General features: G+C 56.5%; 11 protein-coding genes. 3 read left to right on the top strand and 8 right to left on the bottom strand.

Going from position 1 to position 15,048, the window contains the following annotated elements:
• Positions 1-11 precede the first annotated feature (11 nt).
• Positions 12-1,478: an MFS transporter gene (locus QMZ65_RS21355; RefSeq protein ID WP_283216642.1), complete on the top strand. Its 1,467-nt coding sequence runs from the start codon at positions 12-14 to the stop codon at positions 1,476-1,478.
• Positions 1,479-1,507: 29 nt separating this feature from the next.
• Here the strand turns inward: QMZ65_RS21355 and idi are convergent, their stop codons facing one another.
• The 4 genes from idi to QMZ65_RS21335 form a co-directional block, all read right to left on the bottom strand.
• The gene (idi, locus tag QMZ65_RS21350) at positions 1,508-2,041 is read right to left on the bottom strand and encodes an isopentenyl-diphosphate Delta-isomerase (RefSeq protein WP_097117336.1); all 534 of its coding nucleotides are present in this window, start codon (positions 2,039-2,041) and stop codon (positions 1,508-1,510) included.
• A 344-nt stretch (positions 2,042-2,385) separates the two neighbouring features.
• Positions 2,386-3,948, bottom strand: a complete 1,563-nt coding sequence (locus QMZ65_RS21345) for an MFS transporter (RefSeq protein WP_166933113.1) — start codon at positions 3,946-3,948, stop codon at positions 2,386-2,388.
• A gap of 104 nt (positions 3,949-4,052) precedes the next feature.
• On the bottom strand, positions 4,053-5,117 hold the full coding sequence (locus QMZ65_RS21340) for a Gfo/Idh/MocA family protein (protein WP_283216641.1): 1,065 nt from the start codon (positions 5,115-5,117) through the stop codon (positions 4,053-4,055).
• A gap of 10 nt (positions 5,118-5,127) precedes the next feature.
• Positions 5,128-6,297, bottom strand: a complete 1,170-nt coding sequence (locus QMZ65_RS21335; RefSeq protein WP_283216640.1) for a Gfo/Idh/MocA family protein — start codon at positions 6,295-6,297, stop codon at positions 5,128-5,130.
• 196 nt (positions 6,298-6,493) lie between these two features.
• Here QMZ65_RS21335 and QMZ65_RS21330 point away from each other — a divergent pair, with 196 nt between their 5' ends.
• Complete coding sequence (locus QMZ65_RS21330) at positions 6,494-7,561, top strand: LacI family DNA-binding transcriptional regulator (RefSeq protein WP_160832560.1); 1,068 nt, start codon at positions 6,494-6,496, stop codon at positions 7,559-7,561.
• Positions 7,562-7,948: 387 nt separating this feature from the next.
• Here QMZ65_RS21330 and QMZ65_RS21325 read toward each other — a convergent pair whose 3' ends face one another.
• On the bottom strand, positions 7,949-9,844 hold the full coding sequence (locus QMZ65_RS21325; protein ID WP_097117347.1) for a methyl-accepting chemotaxis protein: 1,896 nt from the start codon (positions 9,842-9,844) through the stop codon (positions 7,949-7,951).
• Positions 9,845-10,019: 175 nt separating this feature from the next.
• A complete protein-coding gene (locus tag QMZ65_RS21320) occupies positions 10,020-11,129 on the bottom strand; it encodes a suppressor of fused domain protein (protein WP_160832561.1) in 1,110 nt (369 codons plus the stop codon).
• Between the two features lie 114 nt (positions 11,130-11,243).
• On the opposite strand from QMZ65_RS21320, the gene QMZ65_RS21315 reads away from it, so the two are divergent.
• The gene (locus tag QMZ65_RS21315; RefSeq protein WP_237448726.1) at positions 11,244-11,648 is read left to right on the top strand and encodes a hypothetical protein; all 405 of its coding nucleotides are present in this window, start codon (positions 11,244-11,246) and stop codon (positions 11,646-11,648) included.
• 2 nt (positions 11,649-11,650) lie between these two features.
• Here QMZ65_RS21315 and QMZ65_RS21310 read toward each other — a convergent pair whose 3' ends face one another.
• Both QMZ65_RS21310 and bglX read right to left on the bottom strand, forming a co-directional pair.
• Positions 11,651-12,514 (bottom strand): oxygenase MpaB family protein, encoded by an 864-nt coding sequence (locus QMZ65_RS21310; RefSeq protein ID WP_160832562.1) that lies wholly within the window; start codon positions 12,512-12,514, stop codon positions 11,651-11,653.
• Positions 12,515-12,636: 122 nt separating this feature from the next.
• Positions 12,637-14,934 carry a beta-glucosidase BglX gene (bglX, locus tag QMZ65_RS21305; RefSeq protein WP_160832563.1) on the bottom strand — a complete coding sequence of 766 codons (2,298 nt, stop codon included), beginning with the start codon at positions 14,932-14,934 and terminating at the stop codon, positions 12,637-12,639.
• Positions 14,935-15,048 lie beyond the last annotated feature (114 nt).

The raw sequence follows: 15,048 nt of genomic DNA, 5'->3' as shown, positions 1-15,048 counted from the left end.
TACATAACATCATGTCCGACTTAGCTTCTCCGGCGCACGTGGCGCTGGCAGGGAATACGCCGACTGGCGAAACCAAATGGATTCGCAGCGCGGCTGACGTATCGAATCTCGTGAACAACAGCAACGAGTCTCGCAGCAATGCGCGCATCGTGGTGGCCATCGCCCTCGGCGGTGTGTTCCTCGATGCCTACGACCTTGGCGCACTGGCCTTTGGTATCAAAGATGTCACGCGCGAATTTAACCTGACGCCGACCGGCACCGGGATGGTGGCCTCCGCGATTACCTTCGGCGCGATTGTGGGTGCGCTGATTGGCGGTTATCCCACCGATAAAATTGGCCGCTACCGCGTGTTTATGGCGGATATGTTCTTCTTTGTGGTTGCAGCGCTGGCCTGCGCCTTTGCCCCGAACGAATACGTGTTGGGCGGTGCACGCTTTGTGATGGGATTGGGCGTGGGCATCGATCTTCCTGTCGCCATGGCGTTTCTTGCCGAGTTTTCTAAACTGCGCGGGCAAGGGAATAAGGCCGCCAGCGTGGCAATGTGGTGTCCCACCTGGTATGCGGCAATCAGTATTTCCTATCTGCTGGTGCTGCTGCTGTATGCGGTGCTGCCGGAAAGTCACACCGACTGGTTGTGGCGACTGATCCTCGGCTTCGGCGCGGTACCTGCGCTGCTGATTATTGCCATTCGCAGCCGTTATATGAGTGAGTCTCCAGTGTGGGCGGCCAATCAGGGCAACCTGCACGGCGCCGCGCAGATCCTGCAGCGCTCCTACAACATCAATGCCCATGTCGCGGAAGATGCCGAACTGACGCAGGCCAAGCCGGTGCGCAAAGCCAGCTGGCGTAACTATGGCGCGCTGCTGCAGGGGGTTTATCGTCGTCGAACCATACTGGCAACCGTGACGTCCATCGCCTCATCATTTGCTTATAACGCGGTGGCCTTTGGCCTGCCGGTGATCATCTCCAGCTTCTTTGCGCAATCGATGCTGACCACTATTTTGGTGTCGCTGGCGTTGAATCTGCTGTTCGCTTTCGTGGGTGGCTTGCTGGCCGTGCGTCTGGTGCCGCGTCTCGGCGCGTGGAAGATGTCGGTGGCGGGTTACAGCTGTCAGTGCATTGCCCTTCTGGGGTTAGCGCTGATTGGTCGCCCGGAAGGCGGTGAACAAGCGGCACTGGCGATTGCGATGCTGGCGCTGTTCCTGTTTGGTCAGGGGTTCGGTCCGGGCTCACACACCATGACCTTTGCCTCGCTGAGCTACCCTGCTTCACTGCGCGGCGTGGGGGTTGGTTTTAACCAGACGCTGATGCGCGGCAGTTCAACCGTGTCGCTGTTCCTGTTCCCACTACTGGTGGCGGCATTCGGCACCGGCGTGTTCTGGGTGATTTTCCTCGCCCCGCTGATTGGCTTGCTGGCGCTGCTGGCGATCCGCTGGGAGCCCTCAGGCTACGATGTGGATGCGGAAGACTTCACTTGAGACAACAACGCCCCCTTAAGGGGCGTTTTTTATGCGGTCAGGCGGAAATCGCCAAACGTATGGGGAATGCGCGGGAAGGTGTGCAGGAACCAGGGCGTAAATTGTTCGGGTTGATCCAGCATCTCCTGCTGAATCTGCTCAATCGAGCGATAACACCAGGCATCCGCTTCTTCCGGATTCAGGTTGGGTTCAATATCACTGGTGGCGAAGAATACATGACCATACTCGTGCTCGGTCAGACCGTTGCTTAATGGCAGGTTGTAGCTCAGTTCGAACACTGGCGTCAGCGCTACTTGCATCCCCATCTCTTCACGCAAGCGACGTTCAGCGGCATCCCGGGTCGATTCCTGCGGATAAGGGTGGCCGCAGCAGGTGTTGCTCCACAAGCCGCCACAATGATATTTACCGTTTGCACGACGTTGCAGCAGCAGTTCATGGCGCGAATTGAACACGTAGACCGTCACCGCACGATGCAGCAATCCTTTCTCATGTACTTCCAGCTTTTCCATCTTGCCGGTGGGACGATCGAGGTGGTCGACGAGAATAACTTCAATGGCGGGCATGACAACTCCTTCAGATAATTCTCAGCTATTGTACACAACCTCAAAGACTGAAACTGAGGAAATCGCGCACATTCCGTGCGCTTAAGTAGAGAAATTTAAGCTTAGCAGTCATCAGACAAAGCGGTAACGACTCAGGATGTAGAATTCAAATCGGCCAACCATGGGCGCTATAAAGTCGTCATCGTTATCAGCCAGGATGCGGAGGCGTGCACAGTCCCGGGCCGCCTTGAGTCTGTCGTCGCCACGCTCTGACCGCTCAATTCCGCCTATGCGCACAGATAAGGCGGCCCCCTCTTAAAGGGCAGCCTGATTTGACTGAGTGATTACCTGACAGGCATTCGCGCTTAAAGCCGCCCCTTCAGTTTTAGCTCGGATTCGATTGTCGTATCGCGGGCAGTTGTATGCCGGCTTGCGCCCCACACTTCATCATATTCATAGCCAGTGAGATCTTTAATCACCACACGCGTTTCAGCATCGCAACCTCTTGCCGTGCCACCCAGTTTGCGGCGCGCCACCTCTTTGATTAGCAACTTATGGCTACGCTGCGTCAGTTTGAATTTAAAGGTCAGCCAGAAGCTCGCCGCCAGCAGTGCCGTGGTGACAAACACCATCAACCCGACAATCGCATGGATGGCGCTCTCCGGTTGCGCACCGTTGCCTTTCACAAAACCACTCTCCTGCAGCACGATGCCAATCATGAAAATGGCGATGGCCACCGAACTTTTACGCGTCAACACCATGACACCAGCAAATATCCCTTCACGCCGCTTACAGGTCACCATCTCATCAATATCGGGAATAAAGCTGTAGATGTTCCACGGAATGTAAAACAGCCCGGCGCGCACGATGCCCAAAAACAGAAAGACTGCGCTGAACAGCAGCGTGGGCACCTGCCATTGCCACAGATAAACCGCAAACAGGAACAGGAAGATAGCGACGATACTCAGGTAGGACATACGCAGCGCGTTGGAGGGCGTCATATTAAAGCGGCCAAGCAGCATCATGAAAATGAAAGTGCCGGGAATCGACATAAACATCATGTTACTTAGCAGCAGTGAAGCCAGTGAGGCATCCTGCTTCAGGCCGTAGATCACGAAATAGGTGAACACCGCCAGAAAGGCATCCATCGCGGTGAAGGAGCAGATATAAATCAGCAGATGCTGACGAAAGGCTTTGATTTTGAATGACGATGCCAAATCGACAAACAGATACTTTAGGTGGGCCTTCAGGCTCCCCTGGCGCGCCGAATGTTGCGCCACATCCTCTTCCGGCTGAATATCTTTGGCCTCCCAGGTGGTCAACCAGGTAATAAACACCGCCACGCAGTAAATCACCGAGAAGATGACGCCGGTCAGCGTATAGGTAATGGCGTTGTCTTTGCCGGTATAGGTCATGATGATGCCCGGCACTGAGACGGCAAGGAAACTGCCAAGCGCTGAGAACATCAGGCGCACGCCCGAAAGACGCGTGCGCTCGCTAAAGCGATTGGTCATCTCCGAGGACAAGGTTTCCCACGGCACCAGCACCATTGCCGACAGCAGTTCGATGGTGAGATAAGTGCCGAGATAGTACCAGTAGCCCATATCCGTCACCCACAGCGCGCCATACAGCAGCATTAAGGGAGAGGAGATCAGCAGGAAGAAACGGCGGCGGCCAAATTTTCGCCCCAGCCAGGTATTGCCGAAGTTGTCAGTAATGTAGCCCATGATCGGACTTAATATCGCATCGATGACGCGGGCGATGGCAAATATCGAGCCCGCTTCAAACACCGATAATCCGCAGTAGGTGGTATAGAAAAACAGCAACCAGGTGCCAATCACCGCAAAGGCACCGCCGCCAAAGAGATCCGTCAGGCCGTAGCCGATCGCGACGCCATAACCGACGCGACGTTCTGTAGGTTTAACCATCGATCCGATTCCTGTTCTGGTAGGGTATGTAATAGCGGCAAGGTGCTATGCCCTGCCGCCGTTGTTATCAACAGAATTGGAAATCAACTTATAGGGCCGGGATGCTATCCCGCATTGGCTAGCATCTGCGCTTTGACACAGAGTTCCGCCGCCTTAAAGGCATGGGCTTGCGTCATGGCGTGCTCTGAACGATGGAGGCAGTCGTTAATCAGCTGTCCAAAGAACGGGAAGCCCACTTCACCGGAAACGGCATAGCGGAACTCTCCTTCTTTGTTCACCAGATACACCACGTCCTGCTCACCGCGTGTGAGATCGGTGTATTTGCGGATCTCGATATAACCGTCCGTGCCGAGCAACGTCATGCGCCCATCACCCCAGGTGGATAAGCCATCCGGCGTAAACCAGTCGCAGCGGAAGTAGCCGGTGGCGCCGTTCTCGCCAGCCAGCATCGCATCGCCAAAGTCCTCAAATTGCGGGTGCTGTGGATGGCGGAAATTCCGCACCTGGCTCGCCACCACCGTGGCGTCGCTGTTGCCGGTGTAGTAGAGGAATTGCTCAATTTGATGGCTGCCGATGTCACACAGGATGCCGCCGAAATAGCGACGCTGATAGAACCAGTCGGGCCGTCCGGTGCCTTCACGATGTGGGCCGGTACCCAAAGTTTGCACCACCTGGCCGATAGCCCCTTTCTCTACCAGCTGTCCGGCAAACACCGCGCTCTCCACGTGCAGACGTTCGCTGTAATACACCGCATATTTGCGCCCGGTTTTAGCGCACATCGCTTTGGCGTCTTCCAGCTGTTCCAGGCTGGTGAGCGGGGCTTTATCCGTGAAGTAATCCTTGCCCGCTGCCATCACTTTCAGCCCCAGCGCACAGCGTTCCGACGGAATCGCCGCACCTGCCACCAGTTGTACCTGCGTATCGGCCAGAATGGTCTCCAGCGAATCGGCGATCTGCACCTGCGGGAACTGCTGCACAAACTTATCGACTTTGGCGGCATCGGGATCGTATACCCACTTCAGCGTGGCTCCGGCCTCGGTCAGGCCATTGCACATGCCGTAAATGTGGCCGTGATCCAGTCCTGCCGCCGCAATGATAAATTCCCCCGGCTGCACCACCGGTTGTGGTTTGCCTTTCGGCGCGTAGTTCATGCCATCCTGTTTGTTCATGGTTGTTTCCTCACGCAAAGTTTTTACCCAATGGGATGTCATCAACATCGGCGAAGTTGTCTACCGAAGCCTGTTTTTCATAGAAGTGCGGCGCATGAGCGATCAGCCCGCCAGTGCGATAAAAAGCATCCTCTTTGGGGATCGGTAACGAGACGGTGCTTTTGGTGATGGCCGACTTGTAGATGGCGGTAATCAGTTCCAGCGAGCGTTTGCCCTGCTCACCATCAATCAGCGGTGCACGCTGCTGTTCGATCGCTGAGAAGAAGTCATCGACCTGTCCGGCGTGCAGTGTCCAGGTGAGCGCTGCGGTGCTGGCATGCAGGCGATCCAGCTCCTGCTCCAGCGCCAGATTGTTCTCTTTTTCCGGGAAGCCATTCTCTGCCGCCTGCATGGCGACCGCTTTCCACGGCGCTGAGAGACGTGCTTTCTCACCCTGCAGCACGATTTTCTGATCTTCACCGTGATGCACCACAGAAGCGGTCAACTGCGCCAGCGTGCCGTTGGGATAGCGGAAAATCGCGGCGCTGAGATCTTCCACTTCGGCATTGTCGTGCGCCACGTTGCCGATCATCGCCACCACTTCACTGGGCGCACCGAGCATCCATTGCATGGCATCGATGTGGTGGACCGCATGGTTAAGCGTGCAGCCGCCGCCCTCTTTTTCCCAGGTGCCGCGCCACCACAGGTCGTAGTACGAATGGCCACGCCACCAGAATGAATCGATTTGCGCGTGGCAAATTTTGCCCGCCAGGCCCGAATCCACTGCCGCTTTCAACTGCCAGAACGCGTCGGTGAAGCGGTTCTGCGCCACCACTGACAGAATTTTGCCACTGGCTTTTTGCGCAGCAATCATCGCATCGCACTCTTCCAGCGAGGCCGCCATAGGCTTTTCGCACAGCACATGCTTGCCCGCCTGCAGGGCCGCAATGGTGTTTTCCGCATGCACATAAGGCGGCGTACAGACGTCGACCACGTCGATATCTGCGCCCTCGGCCAGCATCTCGCGGTGATCCTGGTAAACCCGCACATCGAGCAGGCCGTAGCGCTGCAATTTCTCCCGCGCTTTTTCGGGATACACGTCCGCTACCGCGACAATTCTGCCGCGCTCAGGAAACTGCAGAAACGCCTGGATATGTGAATTGGCAATATTGCCCATGCCCACTATCGCAATTTTTAACATGGAGATTCTCCGCCGATAACCGCTGTTGAGGTGTCTGCGAGGAACATAAAAAAGCGCTGCGGGTCGGACAATCTGTTTTTGTGAGAATGCTCGCAGAGCGATAAAGGAGTTTGTGAACCAAATGTAAAACCGTCTTAATATCAGTCCACTGCGTCTGCAAAAATTTGCAAAAATTGATTGGGATGGGGATCACACTATGGCTGGCAAGCTCAGAATGGACGAAATTTCAGCAATCACCGGCTACTCAGTGAGTACGGTTTCACGCGTGTTGAGCGGGAAATCCTACACCAGCGAAAAAGCGCGTGAGGCGATTGTCGACTGCGCGCGCAGGCTAGGTGTATTGCAGGAAATGGTGAGTGGTCGCCTGCTGATCAATGACATTGTGGTGTTTGCCCCAGGGCGCACTTTCACCCCACGCGGCGATCACTTTTACCATGAAGTGACACGCGGGATTGCTGAGGCCTGCGCGTCGCATGATGTGCATATCAGCTATTGCCCACTGGAGGAACAGCGCGCCGATGTGAAGCTGTTTCTGGAAAAAGCCGCAGCAAAAAACATCAGCGCCATCATCATTATCGGCACCGACGATCAAGCGATCTTCAGTCTGGCGGCGTCACTCGGTAAACCCTGTGTGCTGATTAACTCTCGTGATAAAGATATGCGGCTGGATGCGGTGTCACCCGATCATCGGGCGATTGGTTTCAGCGCTATGCAGCATCTGTTTGAGCAAGGCCACCGCCGGGTGTTGACCGTCACCTGTCTGCGACGTGAGACGCTGTTTTTGCGTCTGGAAGGGATCAAAGACGCCTACCGCCATTTTCATATGCCGTTTAATGCCCAGCAGGATTTGATTGTCATCGAAGCCTACTCCTCGCATGACACCGAGATCGCACTGAATCACTGGCTGGATACGCACCCACGCGATCAGTGGCCTGATGTGATTTTGCCAGGCGGCAAAGGCATTATTAACGGCGTGCAGAATGCACTGCTGTCACGCGGCTTGCGCATTCCCGAAGACATTTCGCTGATGACCACGGATCTAGCCAGCCGGCTGGAAGGATCGCCAGAGATGCCCATCACCGGCTTTGCGGTGCCCTGTCGCGAGCTGGGTTATGAAGCGATCCAACTGATCCAGAACCGCCTCAATCGTCCACAGTCGTCGATTTACAATCTGTTGTTGCAGGGGAAACTGGTGGATCGCGGCACGGTGGCGAATGCCACTCGCCATGCCGCGCGTGAAGAGATCCGCAACGCGTTTCCGTGAGATGCCCTAAAGCAGAAACGCACGTCATCAGCGCATCGTGCCTGTGCACCCAAGCCCAACATCAAAACCTCAGCGCTGATGCTAAACCTTTTGAATTACCAATCCGTTCAAGCCTGAAGCACGGAGCCTTTTCTAACAAACCACACCTAAGATCAGAAGCAGGCTGGTGCCGCTCAGGGGCAGGCAATCCGCAGCGCCGAACAGAGTGAGTCTGCCAGGAGAGACCGCATGGATGCGGTCGAAAGGCTGGGCTGGAACAGGGATGTTCCATCCCAGCCGGTCCGTAAGGCGGACGAATGACGTGAGGGTACCGCGTCAGCGGCGCGAGGACCGCCAGCCCCTGAGCGGCACCAGCCTGCGTTATCACTTGTGGTAAATCGGCCAGCCTTACAACTTAAAGCTCTGCACCACCAGCTCCAGCTGCACGCTCTGCTCTTCCATGGCGCGTGCGGCAGCCGACACCTGCTCGACCAGCGCGGCATTCTGCTGGGTGCTGCCATCCAGCTGCGTGATTGCCAGATTAACCTGCTCGATGCCCATGCTTTGCTCGCGACTGGCAGACATGATTTCACTCATCAGGGTGGTCACGCTGCTCACGCCCTGCATCAGCTCATCCATGGTTTGACCGGCTTGTTCCACCAGCTGGCTGCCGGTATCGATATTGGCCACCGACTCCTCAATCAGCTTCTTGATCTCACGCGCCGAGTTAGCGGAGCGCTGCGCCAGATTACGCACTTCTGACGCCACCACAGCAAATCCACGCCCCTGCTCACCCGCTCGGGCCGCTTCCACCGCCGCGTTAAGTGCGAGGATATTGGTCTGGAAGGCGATGCTGTCAATCACGCTGATGATATCCACCACTTTACGGGATGAGTGATTAATCGCACCCATGGTGGTGACCACCTGACGCACCACGTCCGTTCCGCGCGCCGCCACCTGCGAGGCACCGTCCGCCAATTGATTGGCGTGGGTAGCATTGTCGGCGTTCTGACGTACCGTGCCGGTCAGCTCTTCCATTGACGCGGCGGTTTCGACAATCGAACTGGCCTGCGATTCAGTACGCGCAGACAGATCGGCATTGCCGCTGGCAATTTCACGCGAGGCAGAGGTAATCGCCAGTGCGCTGTCGCCCACCTGACGCATCAGCCCCTGCAGATACTCAATAAACTGGTTAAAACTTTGCGCCACCGCGTTAAATTCCGGGCTGTTGCTGGCAGGCAGACGCTGAGTTAAATCCGCGCCGCCAGTCGACAGCGCTTCGATATTGCGGTTCAGCAGGCTAAGACGTTTCATCATGGCGCGCACGAAGCCGAGCAGCACCAGCAGCAGGATCACCGCCAGCGGGATCTGCACCAGGCCCAGGCGAGTCAGCATGCTGTGGGTTTGCGCATCCAGCAAACTGGACGGCACATCGCTGGCGAGATACCACGGGCTACCGGCGATCGCCTGCAGAAACAGCGTGTGCTCGCCATCTTCGCCTTTAAAGGTGGTTTGCGTAGGCTGATGACCTGCCTGGCTCAGCAGACCTTTCAGCGCGCCCGCCATCGGCAGCTGCGTATCCGCGAGATTTTCCAGCTTCGGTGCACCTTCCAGCAGTGCGGCGTTGCCCACCACTTTGCCATCCGCTTCAACGATCAACACACGTCCGTGAATGGCGTCGCCCATCTGTTTCGCCAGTTGGTTGAAGAAACCGAGCGTTACATCGATGGTTGATACCCCCCACACCGTGCCATCACGATAAATCGCCATCGCACAGTTGGTACGCGGCTGCGGGCTGGCCGCATCCTGATAGGCTTTAGCCCAGGCACATTGCCCTTTGGCCGCGGCCATACCGTCTTTGTACCACGGCTGCTCCCAGTATTTGTCGGCCGCATCCGAGTTCCAGTAAGTGTTGACCTGTAACTGGTTGCTGGCGTTACGGGCGAAGAACGAACTGTCTTTTTCCTTCGCCGGATCGCGGCGATTAGGCAGCGGCCAGATACCGCCGCCAAACACGTTGCTGTCCTGATACTGGTTCACCAGCGCAGGCAGCAAGTTGTCGATGGCCGCGCTATCCATCACGCCTGCGGCTTCGGTAATGGCACGTTGCTGCGCCTGCACGCGGTTCATCTGTTCGACAATACGTCCCGCCAGGCCATCCACCTCATAGCGCACTAATCGGCTTTCGTTTTGACTCAACTGCGGTGCCACAAACTGATTGATCACCACCACGGTAACCAGCATCAGCACCACGAAAAATGCGACCAACGTCGCGGTAAAACGAGATTGTGTAGTTTTTAACATCAGTGTGCCCTTACCCTGGTTGGCGAGTTGCCTGATCGAGGTTAACGGCGTGTTACAGAGGAACTTGAGGTGAGCAAGATCACAAAAATGCAAATAGTTGATTTAGGTGATCATTAGGAGGGTGACTAACGTTGCGCTTACTCATCAGGGTGCGGGCAACCGCCCGCAGAGAGGGCTATTGCGGCGGATCCACCACTTCCTGACGTGGCCGAAATACATGGTCATTACCTTCTGCCTGCAAACGCTGCAGCAGCTGTTGTCCACCGCGATCGTCGGCCTGAGCAAACTGACGTTCCGCTTCGGTGATCGGTGTCGCCCACAGCAGATTCGGACGATCGCCATCGCGCTTGGGCAGTCGGAACTGGGCAACTTCCGGTGCTAAGCCATTGGCCAGCAGGAAACTCTCGAAGCCCACCGGCGCCACTTCCGATGCCAGCGTGTGCCCTTCGCCAATCCACGTCAGCCGCGCCCACGGCAAGTGCGCGAATTCCGCCAGCGCGCTGGCCATCTGCACCGCATTGGCTTCGGTCATCACTTCACCGTCTACTGCCATCGCCAGCTCAACACGGCGGTACTGCGGGGCCAGCTCATCAAACAGGTAATCCACCTGCGGCATGGGCCGAATCCCCATACCCAGCGTGAGAAAAACCCACACGCCATTGTGCCAGTGCTGAGAGATGGCCATTGGCGGCCAGCTCCCTTGATCGATAGCGTAATACTTTACCGACTCACCAAACTGCGCCTGGTAGCACTGCATCAGCTCATGCTGCACAACATCCCATAAATGGCCGTCATGCCAGTCACGCCAGAAGTGGCGCTGCTGCTCGGCGCGTGCATAGTAATCATTGGTGGAAGCGGATCCGAGCGGTGCGGTCAGGCGATTCTCTTTGATGCAGCCAGCAGAGAAACTCACCTGCTTATCCTGATACAGACTCCAGCCGGGGATCACCGCCAGCAGTTGGCCGTAATACCACAGGGCTGCACCGTCATCACTCGGTTCCCACAAAATCTGTAGACCGGCAGGGTCGAGCATCGGCTCGGCTTCTAAGGTGCGGCAATACTCTGCGCTGAGCAGAGGCGCAATGCCCTGCTCCATCGCTTCACGATCTTCACGCGCCGGTGCAGGCAACAGATTGCGCAGCCAGCAGCCGCGCACCGCATACTGACTGCGAAACAGATCGTTGGGCCAGATGTAAAAGTAGGCCGTGCGCGCATCCTGTTCGACGATGGCGGTCAGTGTGTTTTGCTGATTTGGCACCTCAGCAATCAGAGGTTGGTGTGTCATAACGCCTCGACAAAGCCTTGAGGGATCCATTTTCCCTGAGAATAGAGCAGGATCGGCACTCGCACCATGTGACACAAGGGTAAAACTCTCAAAGTGCAGTCAGGAAGCGTGAGAATGACTGATGAATGCCAGCACAACGCCCTGACAAACTTCAAATTAATTCGCGATTCATTTGCCGCCTCGCATGCTATTGTCTGCACATTCCTCCTTGCGGAGCTGCTCAGCATGGTGCTGCAAAACCTCGATTTGAACCTGCGCGATGTCGTGATTTTCGCGATTTTAGTGTGGCTGTTTCTTCGCTATACATGGGTGATGTCAGCGCTCACGTTTATGCTCGGTGGTGCGGTGCTATTGGTGTTGTTACCCATCGACATTTACTACAGCTTGCTGCCATTAGCGCTGATGGGAGTGGGATTAGGGATGCTGTTTCATCATTATCAGCAGCGCCAGCTCACCCTTAAACGTGAAGCCCGCACACCGCGCACCTACACCAAAAAGCAGGACGAGCTGCATTTGTAGCGTTAGCGTCCCATACGTTGCATGGCGCGGGAATAAGCCCCGCGCTGAATCGACCAGCGCAGCAAACCGGCAATCACCGCGATCTCTTTATCCACGCGCCACTGTGTCAACGGGCTAATCGGCTGCTGAATTTGCTGTTGCGCCCAGTCCGGTAACAACCCCATCCCGGCTTTTAGCATCACCCGCATCGCCGGTTTCGCCTGCCAGCTTGGGGCCGGTGCATTAATTAATAGCTGCATCACTTCCAGCGTGCGTTCATCGCAAATCAGTTCCGGGCGCATCGCCTGCAGATAAGCGTCCACCGCCTGTACCGATTTCGGCACCTTTTCCGCCCCTAAGGCTTCGGCGATGAGCGCCGCTTCATCGTAATAGCGATCCTGCTCGGCCAGTGAGAGCTGCGGATTTTTGTAGCGCAGATGCGCGGCGAGGAAGCGGCTGGTTTCGGCGACGTGTACCCAGGTGAGCAGATGCGGATCGCTGGCAGCATAGGGTTGCCCGGCGTTATCAATACCGGTGACGCGCAGATGGATGCGTTTAACGCGCTCGATCAGGATATTGGCGTCCACCGTGTTACCAAAAGTGGTGACGGCGATAAACTGGCTGGTGCGCCGCAGACGGCCCAGCATGTCCTGACGAAAGTTAGAGTGATCCCACACCCCCGCCAGCGCGGCCGGATGCAGCATTTGCAACATCAAGGCGCTGATGCCACCACATAACATCGAAGGAAAGTCGCCGTGCACGCGCCAGATCACATGGTCAGGACCAAACAAACCCGGATCGCCCAGCGGCTGCGAAATATCGAATTCGTTGAGTGCGAGGCCGTTAAGACGAAAGACTTGCTGCTGGATACGATTGCGGAGGTTCATGACGTTTGTCGGTTATGCCCGTTGGCAGAATAAGCTCGGGCCTATCATATACTGCCAGGGGTAACGGTGCGATTCATCCTGCGACAAACCGCACCGTTCCACAAAGTGGCGACAACTAACGCTTACAGATAATCAAACTGCCCGTCTTGGGTGCGTACCGAATCGAGGCCAATCATCACGTTGAATTTGCCCGGCTCGGCGACATGCTGCATTTTTTGATTCCAGAATTTCAGTGCATCCACATCAATCTTAAAGCTTACGGTCTGTGACTCGCCCGCTTTCAGCATGATGCGTTTGAAGCCACGAAGCTCCTGCACTGGGCGGCTGATGCTGGCCACCGGATCGTTGAGATACATCTGTACCACCGTGGCACCATCACGTTTGCCGGTGTTGGTGACGGTAACGCTCGCGTCAACTGTGCCGGTGCGCGGCATGGTTTTCGCAGACATCTTCACTGGTGACACCGTAAAGGTGGTGTAGCTCAGGCCGTAACCAAACGGATAGAGTGGACCGTTCACCGCATCGTAGTAGTGCGAGGTGTACTTGTTCGGCTTGGCGAAGTTATACGGACGCCCGGTTGGCAAGTGATTGTAGTAAATCGGCAGCTGTCCTACGGAACGCGGGAAGGACATCGGCAGCTTGCCCGATGGGTTGTAGTCGCCAAACAACACGTCCGCAATCGCATTCCCCCCTTCGGTGCCGCTGAACCAGGTTTCGAGCATCGCATCAGCCATATGATCTTCGTTGACGACTGTCAGCGGACGACCGTTCATCAACACAATCACCAACGGCTTACCGGTCGCTTTCAGCGCCGCCAGCAGTTTTTGCTGGCTTGGCGGAATCACCAGGTCACTGCGACTGGAGGCCTCATGCGCCATCCCCTGCGCTTCACCCACAGCGGCGACCACGACATCCGCTTTCTTCGCCTGGGCAACGGCTTCATCAATCAATTCCTGCGGCGAGCGTTTATCCACGCTAACCGCCTGTTCGTAAAGGTTGAGGAAGTCCTGAATACCTTTGTTATCGGTGATGTTGGCCCCTTTGGCATACAGCACGGTGCCTTTGCCCGCCATCGCATTGCGTACACCCTGCAGCAGCGGAATCGACTGTTTCGCCACGCCCGCGGCTGACCAGCTGCCCATAATGTCACGCTGGCTGTCAGCCAATGGCCCCACCAGCGCCACGGTGGCGTCTTTTTTCAGCGGTAAGGTTTCATGCCAGTTTTTCAGCAGCACGATGCTCTTACGCGCCACTTCACGTGCTTCTGCACGATGCAGACGGCTCTCGGCATTGGTGTCCTGCGGATCGCTGCCTTTCGGCCCTAAATGGCTGTAGGGATCGTTAAACAAGCCCATATCATATTTGACGTTCAGCACGTGACGCGCGGCATCGTCGATCTCCGCCATGGTAACGGCGCCACTCTTTACCAGCCCAGGCAAGTATTTGCTGTAGTACTCATCGCTCATACTCATATCGATGCCGGACTTCAGCGCAATACGCACCGCATCCTGCGGATCGCTAGCCACGCCGTGCTTCAGCAACTCTTTGATCGCGCCATGATCGCTGATAGTGATGCCTTTAAATTTCCACTCACCGCGCAGCAGGTCTTTCAGCAACCAGCCATCCGCCGTCGCTGGCGTGCCGTTGAGGGAGTTGAGCGCTACCATCACGCCGCCACTCCCCGCATCCAGCGAAGCTTTGTACGGTGGCAGATAATCCTGGAACAGGCGCTGTGGGCTCATATCCACAGTGTTGTAATCACGTCCGCCCTCCACTGCGCCATAGGCAGCGAAGTGCTTCACGCTGGTCATGATCGAATAACGGTCGGCGGCGCTTTTGCCCTGCATGGATTTCACCATCGCGCTGCCCATTTGCGAGGACAGGAAAGTGTCTTCTCCGAAGCCTTCAGACACGCGTCCCCAGCGCGGCTCGCGCGTAACATCCACCATCGGCGCCCAGGTCATATTGAGACCATCGTCGGCGGCTTCATAAGCGGAGATGCGGCCGACTTCACCGATCGCATCCAGATCCCAGCTGGCCGCGAGGCCGAGCGGAATCGGGAAAATCGTGCGCTGGCCGTGTACCACGTCATAGGCGAAGAACAGCGGAATTTTCAGGCGGCTCAGTTGCATCACCTGATCCTGCATCGCGCGAATATCCGGACGCGTGACGGTATTGAAGATTGCGCCAACCTGACCGTGCTGGATCATGTCGCGCACTGCCTCCTTCGGCGTGTCTGGCCCCACGCTGATCAAGCGCATCTGCCCGATTTTTTCATCAAGGGTCATTTTGCCGAGCAGCTGGTTAACAAAGGCGTCACGCGCCTGTTCAGTCATCGGATGGGGGCCAAACAGGTCATCTGCGAAGGCAGGCTGCATGGCAAGGGAAACAGCGAGGCTAACAGAGCAAATCCATTTCATCAGGTCGGGTTCTCTTAAGTGACTGCGCAATATCGAAATAACCGGGCCAGTGTGCCACAAGTTCAGGATAGCAGGTAGCCACCGATGTCACACCGCGACCATGCCGTTGACGCG

Origin of the sequence: Pantoea sp. EABMAA-21 (assembly GCF_030053335.1) — a bacterium.
Classification (GTDB): domain Bacteria; phylum Pseudomonadota; class Gammaproteobacteria; order Enterobacterales; family Enterobacteriaceae; genus Pantoea; species Pantoea communis.
Note: the sequence above shows the minus strand (reverse complement) of the source record. Positions and strands in the feature narration are given on the sequence as shown.

Bases quoted from the DNA above. Each gene is read 5' to 3' on its own strand.
- QMZ65_RS21355 (WP_283216642.1), top strand. From the start codon at position 12: ATGTCCGACTTAGCTTCTCCGGCGCACGTGGCGCTGGCAGGGAATACG.
- idi (WP_097117336.1), bottom strand. From the start codon at position 2,041: ATGCCCGCCATTGAAGTTATTCTCGTCGACCACCTCGATCGTCCCACC.
- QMZ65_RS21345 (WP_166933113.1), bottom strand. From the start codon at position 3,948: ATGGTTAAACCTACAGAACGTCGCGTCGGTTATGGCGTCGCGATCGGC.
- QMZ65_RS21340 (WP_283216641.1), bottom strand. From the start codon at position 5,117: ATGAACAAACAGGATGGCATGAACTACGCGCCGAAAGGCAAACCACAA.
- QMZ65_RS21335 (WP_283216640.1), bottom strand. From the start codon at position 6,297: ATGTTAAAAATTGCGATAGTGGGCATGGGCAATATTGCCAATTCACAT.
- QMZ65_RS21330 (WP_160832560.1), top strand. From the start codon at position 6,494: ATGGCTGGCAAGCTCAGAATGGACGAAATTTCAGCAATCACCGGCTAC.
- QMZ65_RS21325 (WP_097117347.1), bottom strand. From the start codon at position 9,844: ATGTTAAAAACTACACAATCTCGTTTTACCGCGACGTTGGTCGCATTT.
- QMZ65_RS21320 (WP_160832561.1), bottom strand. From the start codon at position 11,129: ATGACACACCAACCTCTGATTGCTGAGGTGCCAAATCAGCAAAACACA.
- QMZ65_RS21315 (WP_237448726.1), top strand. From the start codon at position 11,244: ATGACTGATGAATGCCAGCACAACGCCCTGACAAACTTCAAATTAATT.
- QMZ65_RS21310 (WP_160832562.1), bottom strand. From the start codon at position 12,514: ATGAACCTCCGCAATCGTATCCAGCAGCAAGTCTTTCGTCTTAACGGC.
- bglX (WP_160832563.1), bottom strand. From the start codon at position 14,934: ATGAAATGGATTTGCTCTGTTAGCCTCGCTGTTTCCCTTGCCATGCAG.